Source organism: Pedococcus ginsenosidimutans, from assembly GCF_039544395.1.
In the GTDB taxonomy this organism is placed as follows: Bacteria; Actinomycetota; Actinomycetes; order Actinomycetales; family Dermatophilaceae; genus Pedococcus; species Pedococcus ginsenosidimutans.
The window spans coordinates 125240-139720 of the sequence record NZ_BAABLO010000004.1 but is presented as its reverse complement, the minus strand read 5'-3'; the positions used below and the strand labels follow the sequence as shown (position 1 = coordinate 139720).

At 72.7% G+C, this 14481-nt stretch carries 14 protein-coding genes; 7 read left to right on the top strand and 7 right to left on the bottom strand.

All coding sequences use genetic code 11. From position 1 onward, the window contains the following. Positions 1 to 4: 4 nt before the first annotated feature. Positions 5 to 769: an alpha/beta hydrolase gene (locus tag ABEA42_RS05450; protein WP_345501689.1), complete on the bottom strand. Its 765-nt coding sequence runs from the start codon at positions 767 to 769 to the stop codon at positions 5 to 7. Between the two features lie 154 nt (positions 770 to 923). Here ABEA42_RS05450 and ABEA42_RS05445 point away from each other — a divergent pair, with 154 nt between their 5' ends. From ABEA42_RS05445 to ABEA42_RS05425, 5 genes are all read left to right on the top strand, one after another. After that, positions 924 to 1832 carry a 1-acyl-sn-glycerol-3-phosphate acyltransferase gene (locus ABEA42_RS05445; RefSeq protein WP_082590567.1) on the top strand — a complete coding sequence of 303 codons (909 nt, stop codon included), beginning with the start codon at positions 924 to 926 and terminating at the stop codon, positions 1830 to 1832. A gap of 3 nt (positions 1833 to 1835) precedes the next feature. Beyond that, positions 1836 to 3020: a MacS family sensor histidine kinase gene (gene macS / locus ABEA42_RS05440; protein WP_345501687.1), complete on the top strand. Its 1185-nt coding sequence runs from the start codon at positions 1836 to 1838 to the stop codon at positions 3018 to 3020. Further along, a complete protein-coding gene (locus ABEA42_RS05435) occupies positions 3017 to 3724 on the top strand; it encodes a response regulator transcription factor (RefSeq protein WP_345501686.1) in 708 nt (235 codons plus the stop codon). The genes macS and ABEA42_RS05435 overlap by 4 nt, the downstream gene beginning before the upstream one ends. 179 nt (positions 3725 to 3903) lie before the next feature. Beyond that, entirely contained in the window at positions 3904 to 5256 is a 1353-nt protein-coding gene (locus ABEA42_RS05430; protein WP_345501685.1) for a class II 3-deoxy-7-phosphoheptulonate synthase, read from the top strand. A 41-nt stretch (positions 5257 to 5297) separates the two neighbouring features. Continuing rightward, positions 5298 to 6359 (top strand): threonine aldolase family protein, encoded by a 1062-nt coding sequence (locus ABEA42_RS05425; RefSeq protein WP_345501683.1) that lies wholly within the window; start codon positions 5298 to 5300, stop codon positions 6357 to 6359. Between the two features lie 7 nt (positions 6360 to 6366). Here ABEA42_RS05425 and ABEA42_RS05420 read toward each other — a convergent pair whose 3' ends face one another. The 5 genes from ABEA42_RS05420 to ABEA42_RS05400 all read right to left on the bottom strand — a co-directional run bounded on the left by ABEA42_RS05420 (position 6367) and on the right by ABEA42_RS05400 (position 11645). Then, positions 6367 to 6738, bottom strand: coding sequence for an MmcQ/YjbR family DNA-binding protein (locus tag ABEA42_RS05420; protein WP_345501679.1), 372 nt, complete (start codon positions 6736 to 6738; stop codon positions 6367 to 6369). Between the two features lie 3 nt (positions 6739 to 6741). Then, a complete protein-coding gene (locus tag ABEA42_RS05415) occupies positions 6742 to 7296 on the bottom strand; it encodes a DapH/DapD/GlmU-related protein (RefSeq protein ID WP_345501677.1) in 555 nt (184 codons plus the stop codon). Positions 7297 to 7322: 26 nt separating this feature from the next. Beyond that, positions 7323 to 8240 carry a DMT family transporter gene (locus ABEA42_RS05410; protein ID WP_345501676.1) on the bottom strand — a complete coding sequence of 306 codons (918 nt, stop codon included), beginning with the start codon at positions 8238 to 8240 and terminating at the stop codon, positions 7323 to 7325. A 5-nt stretch (positions 8241 to 8245) separates the two neighbouring features. Beyond that, the gene (gene pknB, locus ABEA42_RS05405; RefSeq protein ID WP_345501675.1) at positions 8246 to 10201 is read right to left on the bottom strand and encodes a Stk1 family PASTA domain-containing Ser/Thr kinase; all 1956 of its coding nucleotides are present in this window, start codon (positions 10199 to 10201) and stop codon (positions 8246 to 8248) included. Positions 10202 to 10304: 103 nt separating this feature from the next. Then, positions 10305 to 11645 (bottom strand): LysM peptidoglycan-binding domain-containing protein, encoded by a 1341-nt coding sequence (locus ABEA42_RS05400; protein ID WP_345501674.1) that lies wholly within the window; start codon positions 11643 to 11645, stop codon positions 10305 to 10307. 165 nt (positions 11646 to 11810) lie between these two features. On the opposite strand from ABEA42_RS05400, the gene ABEA42_RS05395 reads away from it, so the two are divergent. After that, positions 11811 to 12194 carry an Rv2175c family DNA-binding protein gene (locus ABEA42_RS05395; protein WP_345501672.1) on the top strand — a complete coding sequence of 128 codons (384 nt, stop codon included), beginning with the start codon at positions 11811 to 11813 and terminating at the stop codon, positions 12192 to 12194. 66 nt (positions 12195 to 12260) lie between these two features. Here the strand turns inward: ABEA42_RS05395 and ABEA42_RS05390 are convergent, their stop codons facing one another. After that, on the bottom strand, positions 12261 to 13346 hold the full coding sequence (locus tag ABEA42_RS05390) for a polyprenyl synthetase family protein (protein WP_345502599.1): 1086 nt from the start codon (positions 13344 to 13346) through the stop codon (positions 12261 to 12263). A gap of 123 nt (positions 13347 to 13469) precedes the next feature. Here ABEA42_RS05390 and metF point away from each other — a divergent pair, with 123 nt between their 5' ends. Beyond that, positions 13470 to 14387, top strand: a complete 918-nt coding sequence (metF, locus tag ABEA42_RS05385; protein WP_345501670.1) for a methylenetetrahydrofolate reductase [NAD(P)H] — start codon at positions 13470 to 13472, stop codon at positions 14385 to 14387. The last annotated feature ends 94 nt before the right edge of the window (positions 14388 to 14481 follow it).

Below are 14481 nucleotides of genomic sequence, written 5' to 3'. Positions count from 1 at the left end.
CGGACTAGCTCAGCCGCTCGATGAACTCCACCGACTCCCCAAAGATACGTGGCGCGTCATGGTCGAGGGTAGCCACGTGGTAGCTGTCGTGCAGCACCTTCTCCGTGACATCGGTGCTCGAGATCCGGGAGAGCAGCAGCGCCGAGCTCGACGCGGGCACGACGTGGTCGTCGGTGGAGTGCCAGAGCAGCACGGGCTGGGTGATCTCGGGCAGGTCGCGCACCACGGTGGCCCACAGCTTGGTCTGCGACCACAGGGCCTTGAGGGGGACCCGGTCGTAGCAGACCTCGTCCTGCCCCGGCTTCTTGATGTCGTTGCCGATGCCCGGCAGCGAGGGCACGACGGCCTGCAGGACCGGCAGCGCCCGCAGGCGCACGTCCTCGACCTTGTAGGCGGGGTTCACGAGCATGAGCCCGCGCACGCGGGGGCCGTGCTCCTGCGCGAGGCGGGTGGCGAGGGCGCCGCCCATGGACAGGCCCCCGACGAAGACCCGGTCGCAGCTCTCGTCGAGCTCGCGGAACGCGGCGTCCACGGCGGCGTACCAGTCCTGCCAGCGGGTGCGGTTCATCTCCTGCCACGTGGTCCCGTGGCCGGGCAGGCGCGGGACACGGACGGTGTACCCGGCGCCGGCGAGGTGCTGGGCCCAAGGAGTCATGCTGCGCGGGCTCCCCGTGAACCCGTGCGCGAGGACGATCCCGGTGGCGCCCTTGCCGGACCCCTCCCGGGAGCCGTCGTGGGAGTAGGGCTCTGCGCCGGGACGGACGGACACGAGGGGGCTCCTGGAGGGCGGCAGGGGGCAGGATGGAGGGGCGGCACCGGACGACGCCTCGTGGCGTCGGACCCGGCTGGCGCGCATCCTCGCACGCAGGGCGAACGGCGTCGAGAGTGCCGTAGAGTGCACCGCGTCACATGGAGGTGAACGGTTGTTCTACTGGGTTCTCAAGACGGTCGTGCTTGGCCCGATCCTCAAGCTGCTCTTCCGGCCGTGGGTGGAGGGCGAGGAGAACATCCCCGAGGACGGTGCCGCGATCTTCGCGAGCAACCACCTGTCCTTCTCCGACTCGATCTTCCTGCCGCTCGTCGTCCCGCGCCGGATGACGTTCCTGGCGAAGTCGGACTACTTCACCGGCCGCGGGATCAAGGGCCGGCTCACGGCTGCCTTCTTCCGGGGCGTCGGGCAGCTGCCCGTCGACCGTTCGGGCGGCCGCGCGGGCGAGGCCGCGCTGCGCTCCGGCCTGAGGGTGCTGCGCCGCGGCGAGCTGCTGGGCATCTACCCCGAAGGCACCCGCAGCCCCGACGGCCGCCTGTACCGCGGCCGCACCGGTGTCGCGCGGATGGCGCTCGAGGGCGGCGTCAAGGTGCTCCCCGTGGCCATGATCGGCACCGACAAGGCCCAGCCGAGCGGCAAGAAGATCCCACGGCTGATGCGCATCGGGATCAAGATCGGCGCACCGCTGGACTTCTCCCGCTACGAGGGCATGGAAGACGACCGGTTCGTCCTGCGCTCGATCACCGACGAGATCATGTACGAGCTCATGCTCCTGTCGGGGCAGGAGTACGTCGACATGTACGCCACCTCGATGAAGGACCGCATCCTCGCCGCCGCCAAGACCAAGGCTCGGGAGATCCAGGAGGCGGCCCTGCCCGGGTCGGCGGCCAAGGAGCTCGAGGAGGCGCTCGACGCCCACGACGACGAGGCCATCCGCAAGGCCCGCCGCCGCGTGGACGACGCCGCCGCGGACATCGACGAGAACACCGAGCGCGGTGGCGGCCCCGAGGCCGAGGGTGACGAGGACGCTGCCGGCGGACGCCGCCGTCGCCGCGCCAGCTGAGCCGTGAGCGGGGGGCGAAGCCGCGCGGTCGCGCGGGCCGTGGCCGTGCCGGACGGCCAGCCGGATGTCGTCTCCGCGTTCTGGAAGGGCATCGACGTCTTCCGGCCGATCGCGCTGGCGTACGCGGCGTACTCGCTCTGGGACCGGCCCCACGACCTCGTCCGGCCCGCCCTCGGGTGGGCCGTCCTCGCGCTGCTCGGCCTGTGGACCGTGTTCCTCGTCGTCTACCGGCAGCGCCGGCTGTGGCTGGTGGTCGTGGAGCTGGCCCTTGCGTCGGTGGCGATCCTGGCCACCCGGCTCGTCGACTCCGCCGAGGCGATCGAGGCCGGCTCGCGCACGCTGCCGACCTTCTGGCCCGCCGCGGGAGTCGTGTCGGCGGCCGTGCTGCTCGGGCGCCGTGGCGGCATCCCGGCCGCGGTGCTGATCGGCGTCGTGGACCTCGTCGAGGTGGGGAAGGCGACCCCCAACACGGTCAACAACATCGTGCTGCTGCTGCTCATCGGGGCCCTCATCGGCTACGCCTGCGACCTCGCCCGCGAGGGCCACGCCAAGCTTCGTGAGGCGTTGGTGCTCGAGGCCAGGGTGCGCGAGCGGGAGCGGCTGGCGCGCACGGTCCACGACGGCGTGCTCCAGACCTTGGCCTTCATCAACCGCCGCGGCGCGCAGCTGGGCGGCGAGGCGGTCCAGCTCGGCAGCATGGCCGCCGACCAGGAACGCCTCCTGCGTGCCCTGGTGAGCGGTACGACGCCCGACGAGTCGGCCTCGGCCGTGCACGGCGACCTCGACCTGCGCCAGCAGCTGGGGCGGTTCGCCGAGGGCCGTGTGCACCTCGTGGCCCCCGCCGATCCCGTCATGGTGCCTCCGCGTGTCGCGGGCGAGCTGGTCGCCGCGGTGGGTGCGGCACTGGACAATGTGCGCCAGCACGCCGGCGACGACGCCGAGGCCTGGGTGCTGGTCGAGGACGAGGGGGAGGCCGTGGCACTGACGGTGCGCGACAACGGCGTGGGTATGCAGTCCGGGCGCCTCGACGAGGCGGCGGCCGCCGGGCGGCTCGGTGCCTCCTCGAGCATCCGTGGTCGGCTTCGCGACCTCGGGGGAGAAGCGGTGTACTCGGGCCGGCAGGGATCGGGGACGACGGTGACGATGCGGGCGCCCAAGTCGGGCGCCCCGGGGGCAGGGGTGGCATGAGCGAGCAGGTCCAGCAGCACGGACAGCACGACGCCGGCCCGGGGCCGACGCCCCCGCTCACGGTCGTGGTCGCCGACGACCACCCGCTGTGGCGGGACGCCGTGGCGCGCGACCTCGCGGAGGCGGGCATGACGGTGCTCGCCACGGCGGACGACGGCCCGTCGGCGGTCAACCGCACCAAGGCCACCCGGCCCGACGTGCTCGTCCTCGACCTCAACCTGCCGGGGCTGCGCGGCCACGAGGTGTGCGCCGCGCTGGGGTCGCTGGCCACCCGGGTCCTCGTGCTGTCGGCGTCGGGGGAGCAGCAGGACGTCCTGGAGGCCGTCAAGGCAGGGGCCACCGGCTACCTCGTGAAGTCGGCGTCACGGGAGGCGATCGTCGCCGCGGTGGAGGTGACCGCGCGCGGCGAGGCGGTCTTCACCCCGGGCCTGGCCGGGCTGGTGCTGGGGGAGTTCCGCAAGATGTCGACCCAACCGCAGACCGACCCGTCGCGGCCCATCCCCGAGCTGACCGAGCGTGAGACCGAGGTGCTCAAGCTCGTGGCGACCGGCATGTCCTACAAGGAGATCGCGGCCGAGCTGTTCATCTCGCACCGCACCGTGCAGAACCACGTCCAGAACACCCTCGGCAAGCTGCAGCTGCACAACCGCATCGCGCTCGTCCGGTTCGCCATCGCCAAGGGCCTGGACACCCCCACGGCCTGACGGCCAGGGCTGGGAGTCTCGCGCGGCCGCCGGGCGCCCCGGCCGCCAGGCGGTACGGGTGCGCCCCGGAAGGGTTTGCGCCATGGCGGGACCGACGCACAGCGACAGGGGACCAGTGACCGGTGACCGGGATGCGGGCTGGGGGACGGGCCCACGCGGCGCGCACCTATCCTTGACGGGTGAGCACCACGCAGCACCACGACGCCCTCGCCAGCCTCGCGGCCGGCGCCGACCTCCCGGCCGCCCAGCAGCCGGTCTGGCCCGACGCCGCCCGCCTCTCCAGCGCTGTCGCCGAGCTCGCGTCGTATCCGCCCCTGGTGTTCGCCGGCGAGTGCGACGTCCTGAAGTCCCGGATGGCTGCTGCCGCCCGGGGCGAGGCGTTCGTCCTCCAGGGCGGCGACTGCGCCGAGACGTTCGCCGCGGCCACGGCCGACAACATCCGCGACCGGGTCAAGACCATCCTGCAGATGGCGGCGGTCCTCACCTACGGCGCGTCGGTGCCGGTGGTCAAGGTCGGCCGGATGGCAGGGCAGTACGCCAAGCCGCGCAGCAGCGGTGACGAGACCCGCGAGGGCGTGACCCTTCCTGCCTACCGCGGCGACATGGTCAACGACTTCGAGTTCACCCTCGAGTCGCGCACCCCGGACCCGCAGCGGCTCGTGAAGGCCTACCACGCGAGCTCGGCGACGCTGAACCTCGTGCGCGCGTTCACCATGGGTGGCTTCGCCGACCTGCGCCACGTCCACGACTGGAACCGCGGCTTCGTCTCCAACTCCGCCAACAGCCGCTACGAGCGCCTCGCCAAGGACATCGACAAGGCGATGAAGTTCATGTCGGCCTGTGGCGCCGACTTCGACGCCATGCGCACGACCGAGTTCTTCTCCGCCCACGAGGCGCTGCTGCTCGACTACGAGCGCCCGCTGACGCGCGTGGACAGCCGCACCGGCGAGCTGTACGACACGAGCGGCCACTTCATCTGGGTCGGCGAGCGCACCCGCGACATCGACGGCGCCCACGTCGACTTCGTCTCCAAGGTCCTCAACCCCATCGGCGTGAAGCTGTCGGCGAAGGCCGAGGTCGACGACGTGCTGCGGCTCATCGACAAGGTGGACCCGGACCGCGAGCCCGGCCGCCTGACCTTCATCACCCGCATGGGGGCCAGGACGGTGCGCGACGCGCTGCCCACCCTCGTCGAGAAGATCACCGGGTCCGGCGCGCAGGTGACCTGGATCTGCGACCCGATGCACGGCAACACCTTCGAGTCGGCCAGCGGCTACAAGACCCGTGACTTCGAGGACGTCGTCGAGGAGGTGCGCGGGTTCTTCGAGGTCCACCAGGGCCTCGGCACGGTTCCCGGCGGCATCCACGTCGAGCTGACCGGCAACGACGTCACCGAGTGCATCGGCGGCGCCGAGAAGATCCTCGACGCCGACCTCACGAAGCGCTACGAGACCGTCTGCGACCCCAGGCTCAACCACCAGCAGAGCCTGGAGCTGGCCTTCCTCGTCGCCGAGATGCTCTCCAAGGACTGACCCCCGCCGGGCCCGCGGGCCGCACCTCATAGGCTGCGACCATGCCCGCTGCGTACGACGTCGACCTGCTGTCCGACACCCTCACCAGGCCGACGGAGGCGATGCGCCACGCCATGGCCACCGCCGAGGTCGGCGACGACGTGTTCGGCGAGGACCCCACGGTCCGCACGCTCGAGGAGCGGGTCGCCGGTCTGCTCGGGCACGAGGACGCGCTGTTCACGCCCACCGGCTCGATGGCCAACCAGCTCGGCATCCGCCTGCACGTCGCCCAGGGGGAGGAGCTCGTCGCCGACTCGCTCGCCCACGTCCTGCGCGCGGAGATGGGCGCCGCTGCGGTCCTGTCCGGCATCTCCTCACGCTCGTGGGTGGCCCAGCGCGGGCTGCTCGACGCCGCCCAGCCCCTGGCCCTGATGATCCCCGACGGCGGGACCTACCAGGTCAACACCCGGCTCGTCGTCGTCGAGAACACGCACAACTTCGGCGGCGGCACGGTCCAGCCGCTCGACCAGATCGAGGCGCTGCGCGCGGGTACGCAGCCGCGCGGGGTCGCGATGCACCTCGACGGCGCGCGCCTCTGGAACGCCCACGTCGCCACGGGCGTGGGGCTCGCGGAGTACGGGCAGCACTTCGACTCCGTGAGCGTCTGCCTCTCCAAGGGGCTCGGCGCCCCGGTCGGCTCGGTCCTCGTGGGGTCCAGCGACCACATGGCGCAGGCGCGGGTGTGGCGCAAGCGCTTCGGCGGCGGCATGCGCCAGGTCGGCATCCTCGCGGCGGCCGGGCTGCACGCCCTCGACCACCACGTGGAGCGGCTCGCCGACGACCACGCCAGGGCCCACCGGTTCGCGAAGGCGGCGGGGGAGGCGGTCCCCGGCTCGATCGACCCAGCCACCGTGCAGACCAACATCGTGGTGCTCGACGTCTCGGTCACCGGGTGGTCCTCCACCGGGTTCATGGAGGCCGCCGGGTCGCGGGGCATCCGCCTCTACCCGGTCAGCCCCACCGCGGTGCGGCTGGTCTGGCACCTCGACGTCGACGACGCCGGCACCGACCGCGCTGTCGAGGCCCTGGTCCCCCTGCTCGAGAAGGGACCCAGCGCCGCCTGACGGCTGCTCACGCAGGCGGGCCGTTGGGACCGCCTGGATGGTCGAGGTCGTAGGCGCGCGAGAGCTTCTGGGGCACGACCATCCGCCAGGCGTCCACGACCAGCTCCCGGGCCTCGTCCGCGTCGAGCCCTGCCAGCCGGGCGTGGACCCAGTGGAAGCGCAGGTCCGACTCCGAAGGGAGCTCGAACGTGCCCGGGTCTGCGGCCACGAGTGCCGCCCGCTCGTCCTTGGGGTGGGCGAAGCCCATCACCTGCTCGTCGAGGGAGAACGCGACGTAGACGATCTGCCCCACGCGGAACTTCAGGCGGCCCCGCACGCGCACCGGGTAGGAGCGCTCGAGCTCCGCCCCCAGCGCCAGGACGTCCTCGACGGTGGCCACGCCTCAGCCCAGCCGCCGCCGCTCGACCTGACCCGGGCCCGTCACCACGGTGAGGGGCGGCACGTCCCTGGTGACGACGGCCCCGGCACCGATGACGCTGTCGTGGCCGATGGTGACACCGGGAAGGACCGTGGCAGCGGCGCCGACCCAGACGCGGTCCCCGATGGTGATCGGGGCGACCGTGATGAAGTCGTAGCGCTCGGAGGGGTCGACCGGGTGGCCCTCGGTGACCAGGGTGACCCGGGGCGAGATCATCGTCCGGGCCCCGATCGTGATGCCGCCCAGGTCGAGGAACGAGCAGCCGTGCCCCACCGAGGTGCGCTCACCGAGCTCGGCCCCGAGGCCGTGGGTCGCGTGGAAGGGCGGGAAGACGACGGCCCCGGGCGGCAGGGGCCTGCCCATCAGCTCGGCGAGGACGGCGTTGCGGGTGTCCACATCGCCGAAGGGCACCGCGTTGAGGCGTGAGGTCAGCTCCCTGGCGACCTGGATGCGGTCGTGCAGGGCACGCCACTGCGGCGAGCGGATGGGTATGCGCTGCTCCTCGACCATGTCGGTCATGCTCGCAGGTCCCACGGACAGCGCGGTCAGACCTCGTGGTGCAACAGCTCGGCCGGGCGCTCCTGCTCGGCCGAGGCGCCCGGGGTACGGCGCCCCAGGAGCTCCACGACGTACATCGCCGTGAGGACCAACCCACCTCCGAGCAGCATGCGCGCGGTGAGCGACTCCCCACCGAGCAGGACCGCGAAGAAGGCCGCGAAGACGGGCTCCATCGTCATCACGATCGCGGCGCGGGCGGCCGGCATGTGCGACTGGGCCCACGTCTGCGCCCACAGGGCGACGGCGCCGGCGACCAGGGCCATGTAGACCAGCGAGGACCACTGGCCCCCGGTGGAGGGGACGGTGATGCCCCCGGGGAGGGCGCCGACCAGCGTGACCAGGGTGATGACGCACGCCTGCACGGTCGCCAGGCCGGTCGCCGACCGTGCGGTCGACCAGCGACCCAGGCCGATGATGTGCAGGGCGTACAGCGCCGCGGCGGCCAGCGTGAGGCCCTCGCCGAGCCCGACGGACAGACCGCGCAGCGAGAGCACGCCCAGGCCCACCGTGGCGAGGCCCACCGCCAACCAGGTCGACCCGGGGATGCGGTCGCGCAGGAGCACGGCGCCGAGGACCGGGGTCAGCACGACGTAGGTGCCGGTGACGAAGCCCGACACCGACGCGTCGGTGTGCTCCAGCCCCACGGTCTGCAGCAGCTGGGCCAGGCCGTACAGGACGCCGAGACCCACGCCCAGGGTCACCTCGCGACGGGTGAGGGCCAGCGTCTGGCGCCGGAAGACCACGGCCATCGCCGCGGCGGCGATGGCGAAGCGGACGGCGAGGAAGTCGGCCGACGGGACGTGGGCGACCAGGTCGCGGATGAGGAAGAAGGTCGAGCCCCACACCGCCGTCACCGAGACGAGCAGCAGCGTGGCGAGCCGGCTCGCCGGGACCGAGCGCAGCACCGTCGTCAGACGATGACGAGCGTGATGGTGGTCTTCTTCGGCTGCTCGGTGCCCGCGGCGGGGTTCTGGCTGCGGACCGTGCCGAAGATGCCGCCCATGAAGCGGTCGACCTTCACCTGGAAGCCGGCGCCCTCGAGGATCTTGACGGCGTCCGCCTCCTGCTTGCCCTGGACGTCGGGGACCTTGACGAGCTCGGGGCCCTTGGAGACGACGAGGGTCACCTTGTCGCCGCGGTAGAGGGTGCCGCTGGACGGGGTCTGGGTGATGACGCTGCCCTTGGGCACCGTGTCGTCGTTCTTCTGTGCGGTGGCGTCGACCTGGAGCCCGGCGTCGGTGAGGGCCTTGACGGCCTGGTCAGCGGGCTTGCCGGTGAAGTCCGTGACCTCGATCGGCTGCCGCCCCTTGCTCACGACGATGTCGACCTTGGCCCCGCGCTTGAGGGACGTGCCCACCTTGGGGTCGGTGCTGATGACCAGGCCCTGGGCGATCTTCTCGCTGTAGGCCTCGGTCGTCCTGCCCAGGGTCAGCTTCGTGGCGCTCAGCCGCGCCTGCGCCTCGTTGGCGCTGGCGCCGACGACGGGCGGCACGGCATACCGCTCCGGGCCCTTGGACACGGTCACGGTCACGTCCTGGCTGCGTCGCAGCTGGGTCCCCGCGCCGGGGTCGGTGGAGATGACCACGCCCTTGGGGATGGTCTCGTCGAACGCGTCGACCCGCTCAGGAGTCAGGTGGGCCTTCGCCAGGGCGCCCTGGGCCTGGGCGTAGGTGAGGTTGGTGACCCGGGGCACGACGGTGGGGGAGCCGGGTCCGGCCATGAACCACCAGGCTGCGACGCCGGCGACCGCGGCCACGAGCAGGGCCGCGACGACCCAGCCCCACGGCGCGCGACGGCGACGGCCCTCGTCGTCCTCGTCCTGCGCCCACGGGTCGGGCCCGGGGGGAGCGGTCGGGGTGCGATCGACCGGCAGCGCGACCGGGCCTACGGGGCGGGAGTGACGGGCCTCGTGGGAGGGGTCGACGGGCAGGGCGCTCGTGCGCTCGACCGCGACCGTGCTGGCCCCGGGCGCCATGGCCGAGGGGCCCTCCGGCCGCCGGTCGAGCTCGGCCGGGGTGAGCATGGCTCGTGAGCGGCGCACCTGCACGAGGAAGTCGTCGGCGTCGGAGGGGCGCTGGTCGGGGTCGCGTGACGTCGCCAGCGCCACGAGCGCGTCCAGCTCGCCGGGTACGGTGCTCACCCGCGACGAGGGGGCGGGCACCGAGCTGTGGACGTGCTGGTAGGCGATGTGGATCGGGGTGTCGCCGGTGAACGCCTTGGAGCCGGTGAGCATCTCGAACAGGATGAGGCCCGCTGCGTAGACGTCGCTGCGGGCGTCGGCGATGCCGCGCTCCACCTGCTCGGGCGACAGGTAGGCGACGGTGCCGAGCAGGACACCGGTCTGCGAGGTGGACGTCTGGTTGCTCACCGCGCGGGCCAGGCCGAAGTCGGCGACCTTCACGGTGCCGTCGTCCTCGCGCAGGATGATGTTCTCGGGCTTGACGTCGCGGTGGATGATGCCGGCGCGGTGGGCCGCCCCGAGGGCCTGCAGGACCGGGGCCATGATGTCGAGGGCCGCGCGGGGGGTCAGCGGGCCCTCGGCCCGCATCACCTCCCGCAGGGTCTGCCCCGGCACGTACTCCATGGCCAGGAACATGTGGCCGTCGTCCTCGCCCTGGTCGAAGACGGACACGACGTTGGGGTGCGACAGGCGCGCGGCCGACCTCGCCTCACGGCGGAAACGGCTGGCGAAACCCTCATCCTGGGCCAGGTCGCGGCGCAGCACCTTGAGGGCCACGTCACGGTCGAGGCGGGTGTCCAGCGCGAGGTAGACCGACGCCATCCCGCCGTCGGCGATGTGCGACTGGACGCGGTAGCGCCCGTCGATCACCCGACCGAGCAAGGACTCGGTGACACCTGAAGACACCCGCAAAGTGTAGGAGGTCAACGTGGCCAACTGGTGCAGGCGGGTCCGTCGGCCCGGTGGCCGGGCGCACCCGTCCTGCCCCGACCGGCCCCCACGAGCACGCTCAGAAGCGCGCCCGGTGGGCCTTGACCGCCCGCACGTAGCCCTTGGTGTCGGCGTACATGCCGTGGTGCTGCACGGAGTACAGGCCCTGGTAGTAACCGGCGATCGCCTGGTCGAGGCTGGAGGCCGAGCGGGTGAGGGAGCGCAGGATCACGACACCGGCGGTGATGTTGTCCTGCGTGTTGAGCAGGTTGAGGCGTCGCCCCGCCATCTCCGAGGCCCACTGGCCGGAGGAGGGGATGACCTGCATGACGCCGATGGCGTTGGCCACCGAGACCTGGCGCTGGTTCCAGCCGGACTCCTGCCAGCCGATGGCCAGCGCGAGGCGGGGGTCGACGCCGTGGCGGCGGGCCGTGGCCACGATCATGGCGCGGGTCTGGCTGCGGGTGGGGACCCGGGAGTGCGCGAGCGTCGAGCGGTTGCGGCTGGCGGCGTTGACCGTGGTGCTCGGGTAGGTGCGGCCGGCGAACGTGTTGGCGCTGCTGGCCGTCGAGGCCCTGCGCGCCGGGACGCGCAGGTGCTGCCCCACGACGAGGTGGTTGGCGTTGGCCAGGTGGTTGGTCTTGAGCAGCGCGGCCATCGTCGTGCGGTGGCGGACGGCGATCCCGCTCAGGGTGTCGCCGGAGCGCACCGTGTAGATGCTGGTGCGGGCGACCCTGGCCACCGCCACCGTGCGGCGGACCTTGATGGTCTGGCCGGGGTGGATGATGCTGCGCGGACCGAGGCGGTTCCAGGCGTAGAGCGAGGCCAGCGGCGTCCGGGTGCGCGTGGCGATCGCGCCGAGGGTGTCGCCCGAGCGCACGCGGTACCGCGTCGTGGTGGTGCGGCTCGTGGTCCTGGCCTTGCTGGCCTTCGCCGTGGGGCGGTGCGTGCTCGCCGCGCTGCTCCCGGGGATCCGCACCTTCTGCCCGACCTGCAGCACCGAGCGGGTGGACAGGTGGTTGGCCTTGAGCAGGGCAGCCAGCGAGACGCCTCGACGGGCGGCGATGCCGCCCAGGGTGTCGCCGGACCGCACGACGTAGGTCGCCCGGCGGATGGCTGCGGCGCGCGCGGCCCTGACGGCGCGGGCGTGTGCCGCCTCGGCCCCGGCCTGGCCGGCGCTCTTGGGGATCCACAGGCGCTGGCCAATGGCGAGCTGGTGGCCGCCGTGCCGGAGCTTGTTGCGCGCGACCAGGGCACCGGTGGTGGTGCCCCGCCGGTCGGCGATGGCTCCCAGGGTGTCACCGCTGCGCACGATGTAGAGGGTCCAGCCGTACGGGGCGGGCTTCGCCTTCTGGACGACCGCGACGGGGGCGAGGGTCGAGGCCGAAGGGAGCGCTGCGGGAGCGATCACTGGGGACATCGGGGGCTGCCTTTCGGTGGCCGACGCGCGAAGGCGGTGACGGAGGTGCGCGAGGGAGGGATGTGGCGAGTGTGACGAATGTGAAAGGTACACCACTGCGCGTGCCTTATATCGACTTACATCGATGTAATTTGCAATGCCCGCCCCTGCTGGCAGGCTGTCCCCGTGACCGACCTGCCCCCGACCCCGCCCGAGCGCTCCCTCGAAGCCCTCGTCGGCTCCTGGCTCACCGTGCCCGACGTCGCCGAACGGCTCGGCATCCCGCTGTCCGCCGTCCGCCGCCTGCTGGAGGACCGCGAGCTGCTCGGCGCCCGCATCGGTGAGCGCAAGGTCGTCGCGGTGCCCGAGCAGTTCCTCGACGAGGAGGTGTTCCGCCACCTGCGGGGGACCTTCACGGTGCTGGCCGACGGCGGGATGCGCGACGAGGAGATCCTCGAGTGGCTCTTCACCCCCGACGACTCGCTGCGGGTCCCCGGCACCCCGGTCGACAACCTCGCGGCCGGGTTCAAGACCGAGGTGCGGCGACGGGCGATGGAACAGGCCTTCTGACCGTTTCCGTCAGGACTCCGGACCGGCTCCCGGCTCCTGGCTCCCGGCGCCGGAGGGGACGGGGGCTCAGTGCTCCCGGCTGGTCGCGCTGTCGATGAGCTGGTCGAGCACCTCGACGGCGCCGGTGTCGAGCCCGTGCGTCGACTTCAGGGCCATCCGTGCCGTGCCCGCGAGGCGGGAGATGTCGGCCTCGACCGCGTCGACGGCGCCACTGGCGACGATGACCGCGCGGAGTGCGTCGACGGTGGTGGCGTCGAGGTCCGGGTCGCCGAGCCGTGACTCGAGCAGGTCGCGCCCGTGCTCGTCGGCGCCGGCCAGGGCGTGGGCCACCAGGACCGTGCGCTTGCCCTCGCGAAGGTCGTCGCCGGCGGGCTTGCCCGTGGCGGCGGGGTCGCCGAACACCCCGAGCAGGTCGTCGCGCAGCTGGAAGGCCTGGCCGAGGTCGAGCCCGTAGCGGGACAGCGCTGCGAGGTCGTCCTCGTCGGCACCGCCGGCGCTGGCCCCGATGAGCAGCGGGTGCTCCACCGTGTACTTGGCGCTCTTGAAGCGGATGACGCGCTCGGCGCGCTCGACCCGCTCGGTGAGGGGCATGCCGTCCCAGGACCGCACCGACTCCACGACGTCGAGGAACTGCCCGCCCATGAGCTGGGTGCGCATCCGGTCGAAGACGGCGCGCCCTCGTGCGAGGTGCTCGGGCGGCATCCCTGACGTCGCGTAGAGCTCCTCGGTCCAGTTGAGGCACAGGTTGCCGGCGAGGATGGCCCCGGCGACCCCGAAGCGGCCGGCGTCGCCGGTCCACTCCTCCCTGGCGTGCCGCGCCGCGAGGGAGCGGTGGGCGGCGGGCATGCCGCGCCGGGTGTCGCTGTCGTCCATGACGTCGTCGTGGATGAGCGCGGCCGCCTGGAAGAACTCCATGGCCGTCGCCACCCGCACGGCGGCGTCGGAGTCGGGCTGGCCCGCGCCGCGGTAGCCCCAGTAGAGGAAGGCCGCCCGCAGCCGCTTGCCGCCGGTGAGGAGCCGGGCGACCGCGCCGAGGAGCTCCTGCGCGTCGGGACCCACCTCGGCGAGCACGGTCGCCTGGTGGGCGAGCACGTCGTCGACGCACTGCTGCACCCGGTCGCGCAGCTGCGCGGCGTCGAGGGGGCTGGCCACCACGCTCTCCTCCTGGGCCGGTCCGGTCCACTGTGCCGGGAGGGGTCTCCCGGCGGCTCGGCGGCGTCTCACCGTGAGCCGTCCCTGAGCCTACGGCGTGGGGCCTCGACTAGTCTCACCGCCATGGCACTGGGGCAGCCCTCCCGTCTTGCGCGACCGGCGCAGCTCACGCGGTCGATCCCCGGCATGCTCGCGGGGCCCGACCCGTCGATCAGCTTCGAGTTCTTCCCACCCAAGGACGACGCCAGCGAGGCGCTGCTCTGGGACGCCATCCGCCGGCTGGAGTCGGCGCGCCCTGACTTCGTCTCCGTCACCTACGGCGCCGGGGGCTCGAACCAGGACCGTACGGTGCGGGTCACCGAGCGCATCGCCCGCGAGACCACGCTCACGCCGCTGGCCCACCTCACCTGCGTGGGCGCGTCCGTGGCAGCCCTGCGCCAGGTCGTCGGGCTGTACGCCGCGAGCGGCGTCCGCAACATCCTCGCCCTTCGCGGAGACCCGCCGGGCAACCCCGGCGGCGAGTGGGTGCCCCACCCCGAGGGGCTCAACCACGCGACCGACCTCGTCGCCCTGGTGAAGTCCCTGGGCGACTTCACCATCGGCGTGGCGGCCTTCCCGGACGTCCACCCGGCCTCGCCGGGGTTCGACCACGACGTCGAGATCATGGTCCGCAAGGCCGACGCGGGGGCGACCTTCGCAATCACGCAGATGGTCTTCGACGCCGAGAGCTACCTGCGGCTGCGCGACGCCGTCGCCCGTCGACGCCCCGGGCTGCCGATCACCCCGGGCCTGATGCCGGTCACCAACTTCAAGCAGGTCGCCAGGATGTCCCAGCTCATGGGCACCCCGCTGCCCGAGCAGGTCGTGTCCCGGCTCGAGGCGGTGTCCGACGACCCCGCGGCCACGCGGCAGGTCGGCGTGCAGATCGCCACCGAGCTCGCCGAGCGGATGCTCGCCGAGGGGGCGCCGGGCCTGCACTTCATCACCATGAACCGGTCGACGGCGACCTTGGAGGTCCACCGCAACCTCGGCCTGGGCTGAGGGTCCGGCGGGGCCCCGGCCCCTGTCGCGGCCGGAACACACACGAGCCGCGCCTGACCTCCCCTCATGGCCGGCGCGGCTCGTGCTCCACGTC

Excerpts from the sequence above, each read along its gene's own strand:
- ABEA42_RS05435 (WP_345501686.1), top strand. The coding sequence starts at position 3,017 with ATGAGCGAGCAGGTCCAGCAGCACGGACAGCACGACGCCGGCCCGGGG.
- ABEA42_RS05425 (WP_345501683.1), top strand. The coding sequence starts at position 5,298 with ATGCCCGCTGCGTACGACGTCGACCTGCTGTCCGACACCCTCACCAGG.
- ABEA42_RS05415 (WP_345501677.1), bottom strand. The coding sequence starts at position 7,296 with ATGACCGACATGGTCGAGGAGCAGCGCATACCCATCCGCTCGCCGCAG.
- ABEA42_RS05400 (WP_345501674.1), bottom strand. The coding sequence starts at position 11,645 with ATGTCCCCAGTGATCGCTCCCGCAGCGCTCCCTTCGGCCTCGACCCTC.
- metF (WP_345501670.1), top strand. The coding sequence starts at position 13,470 with ATGGCACTGGGGCAGCCCTCCCGTCTTGCGCGACCGGCGCAGCTCACG.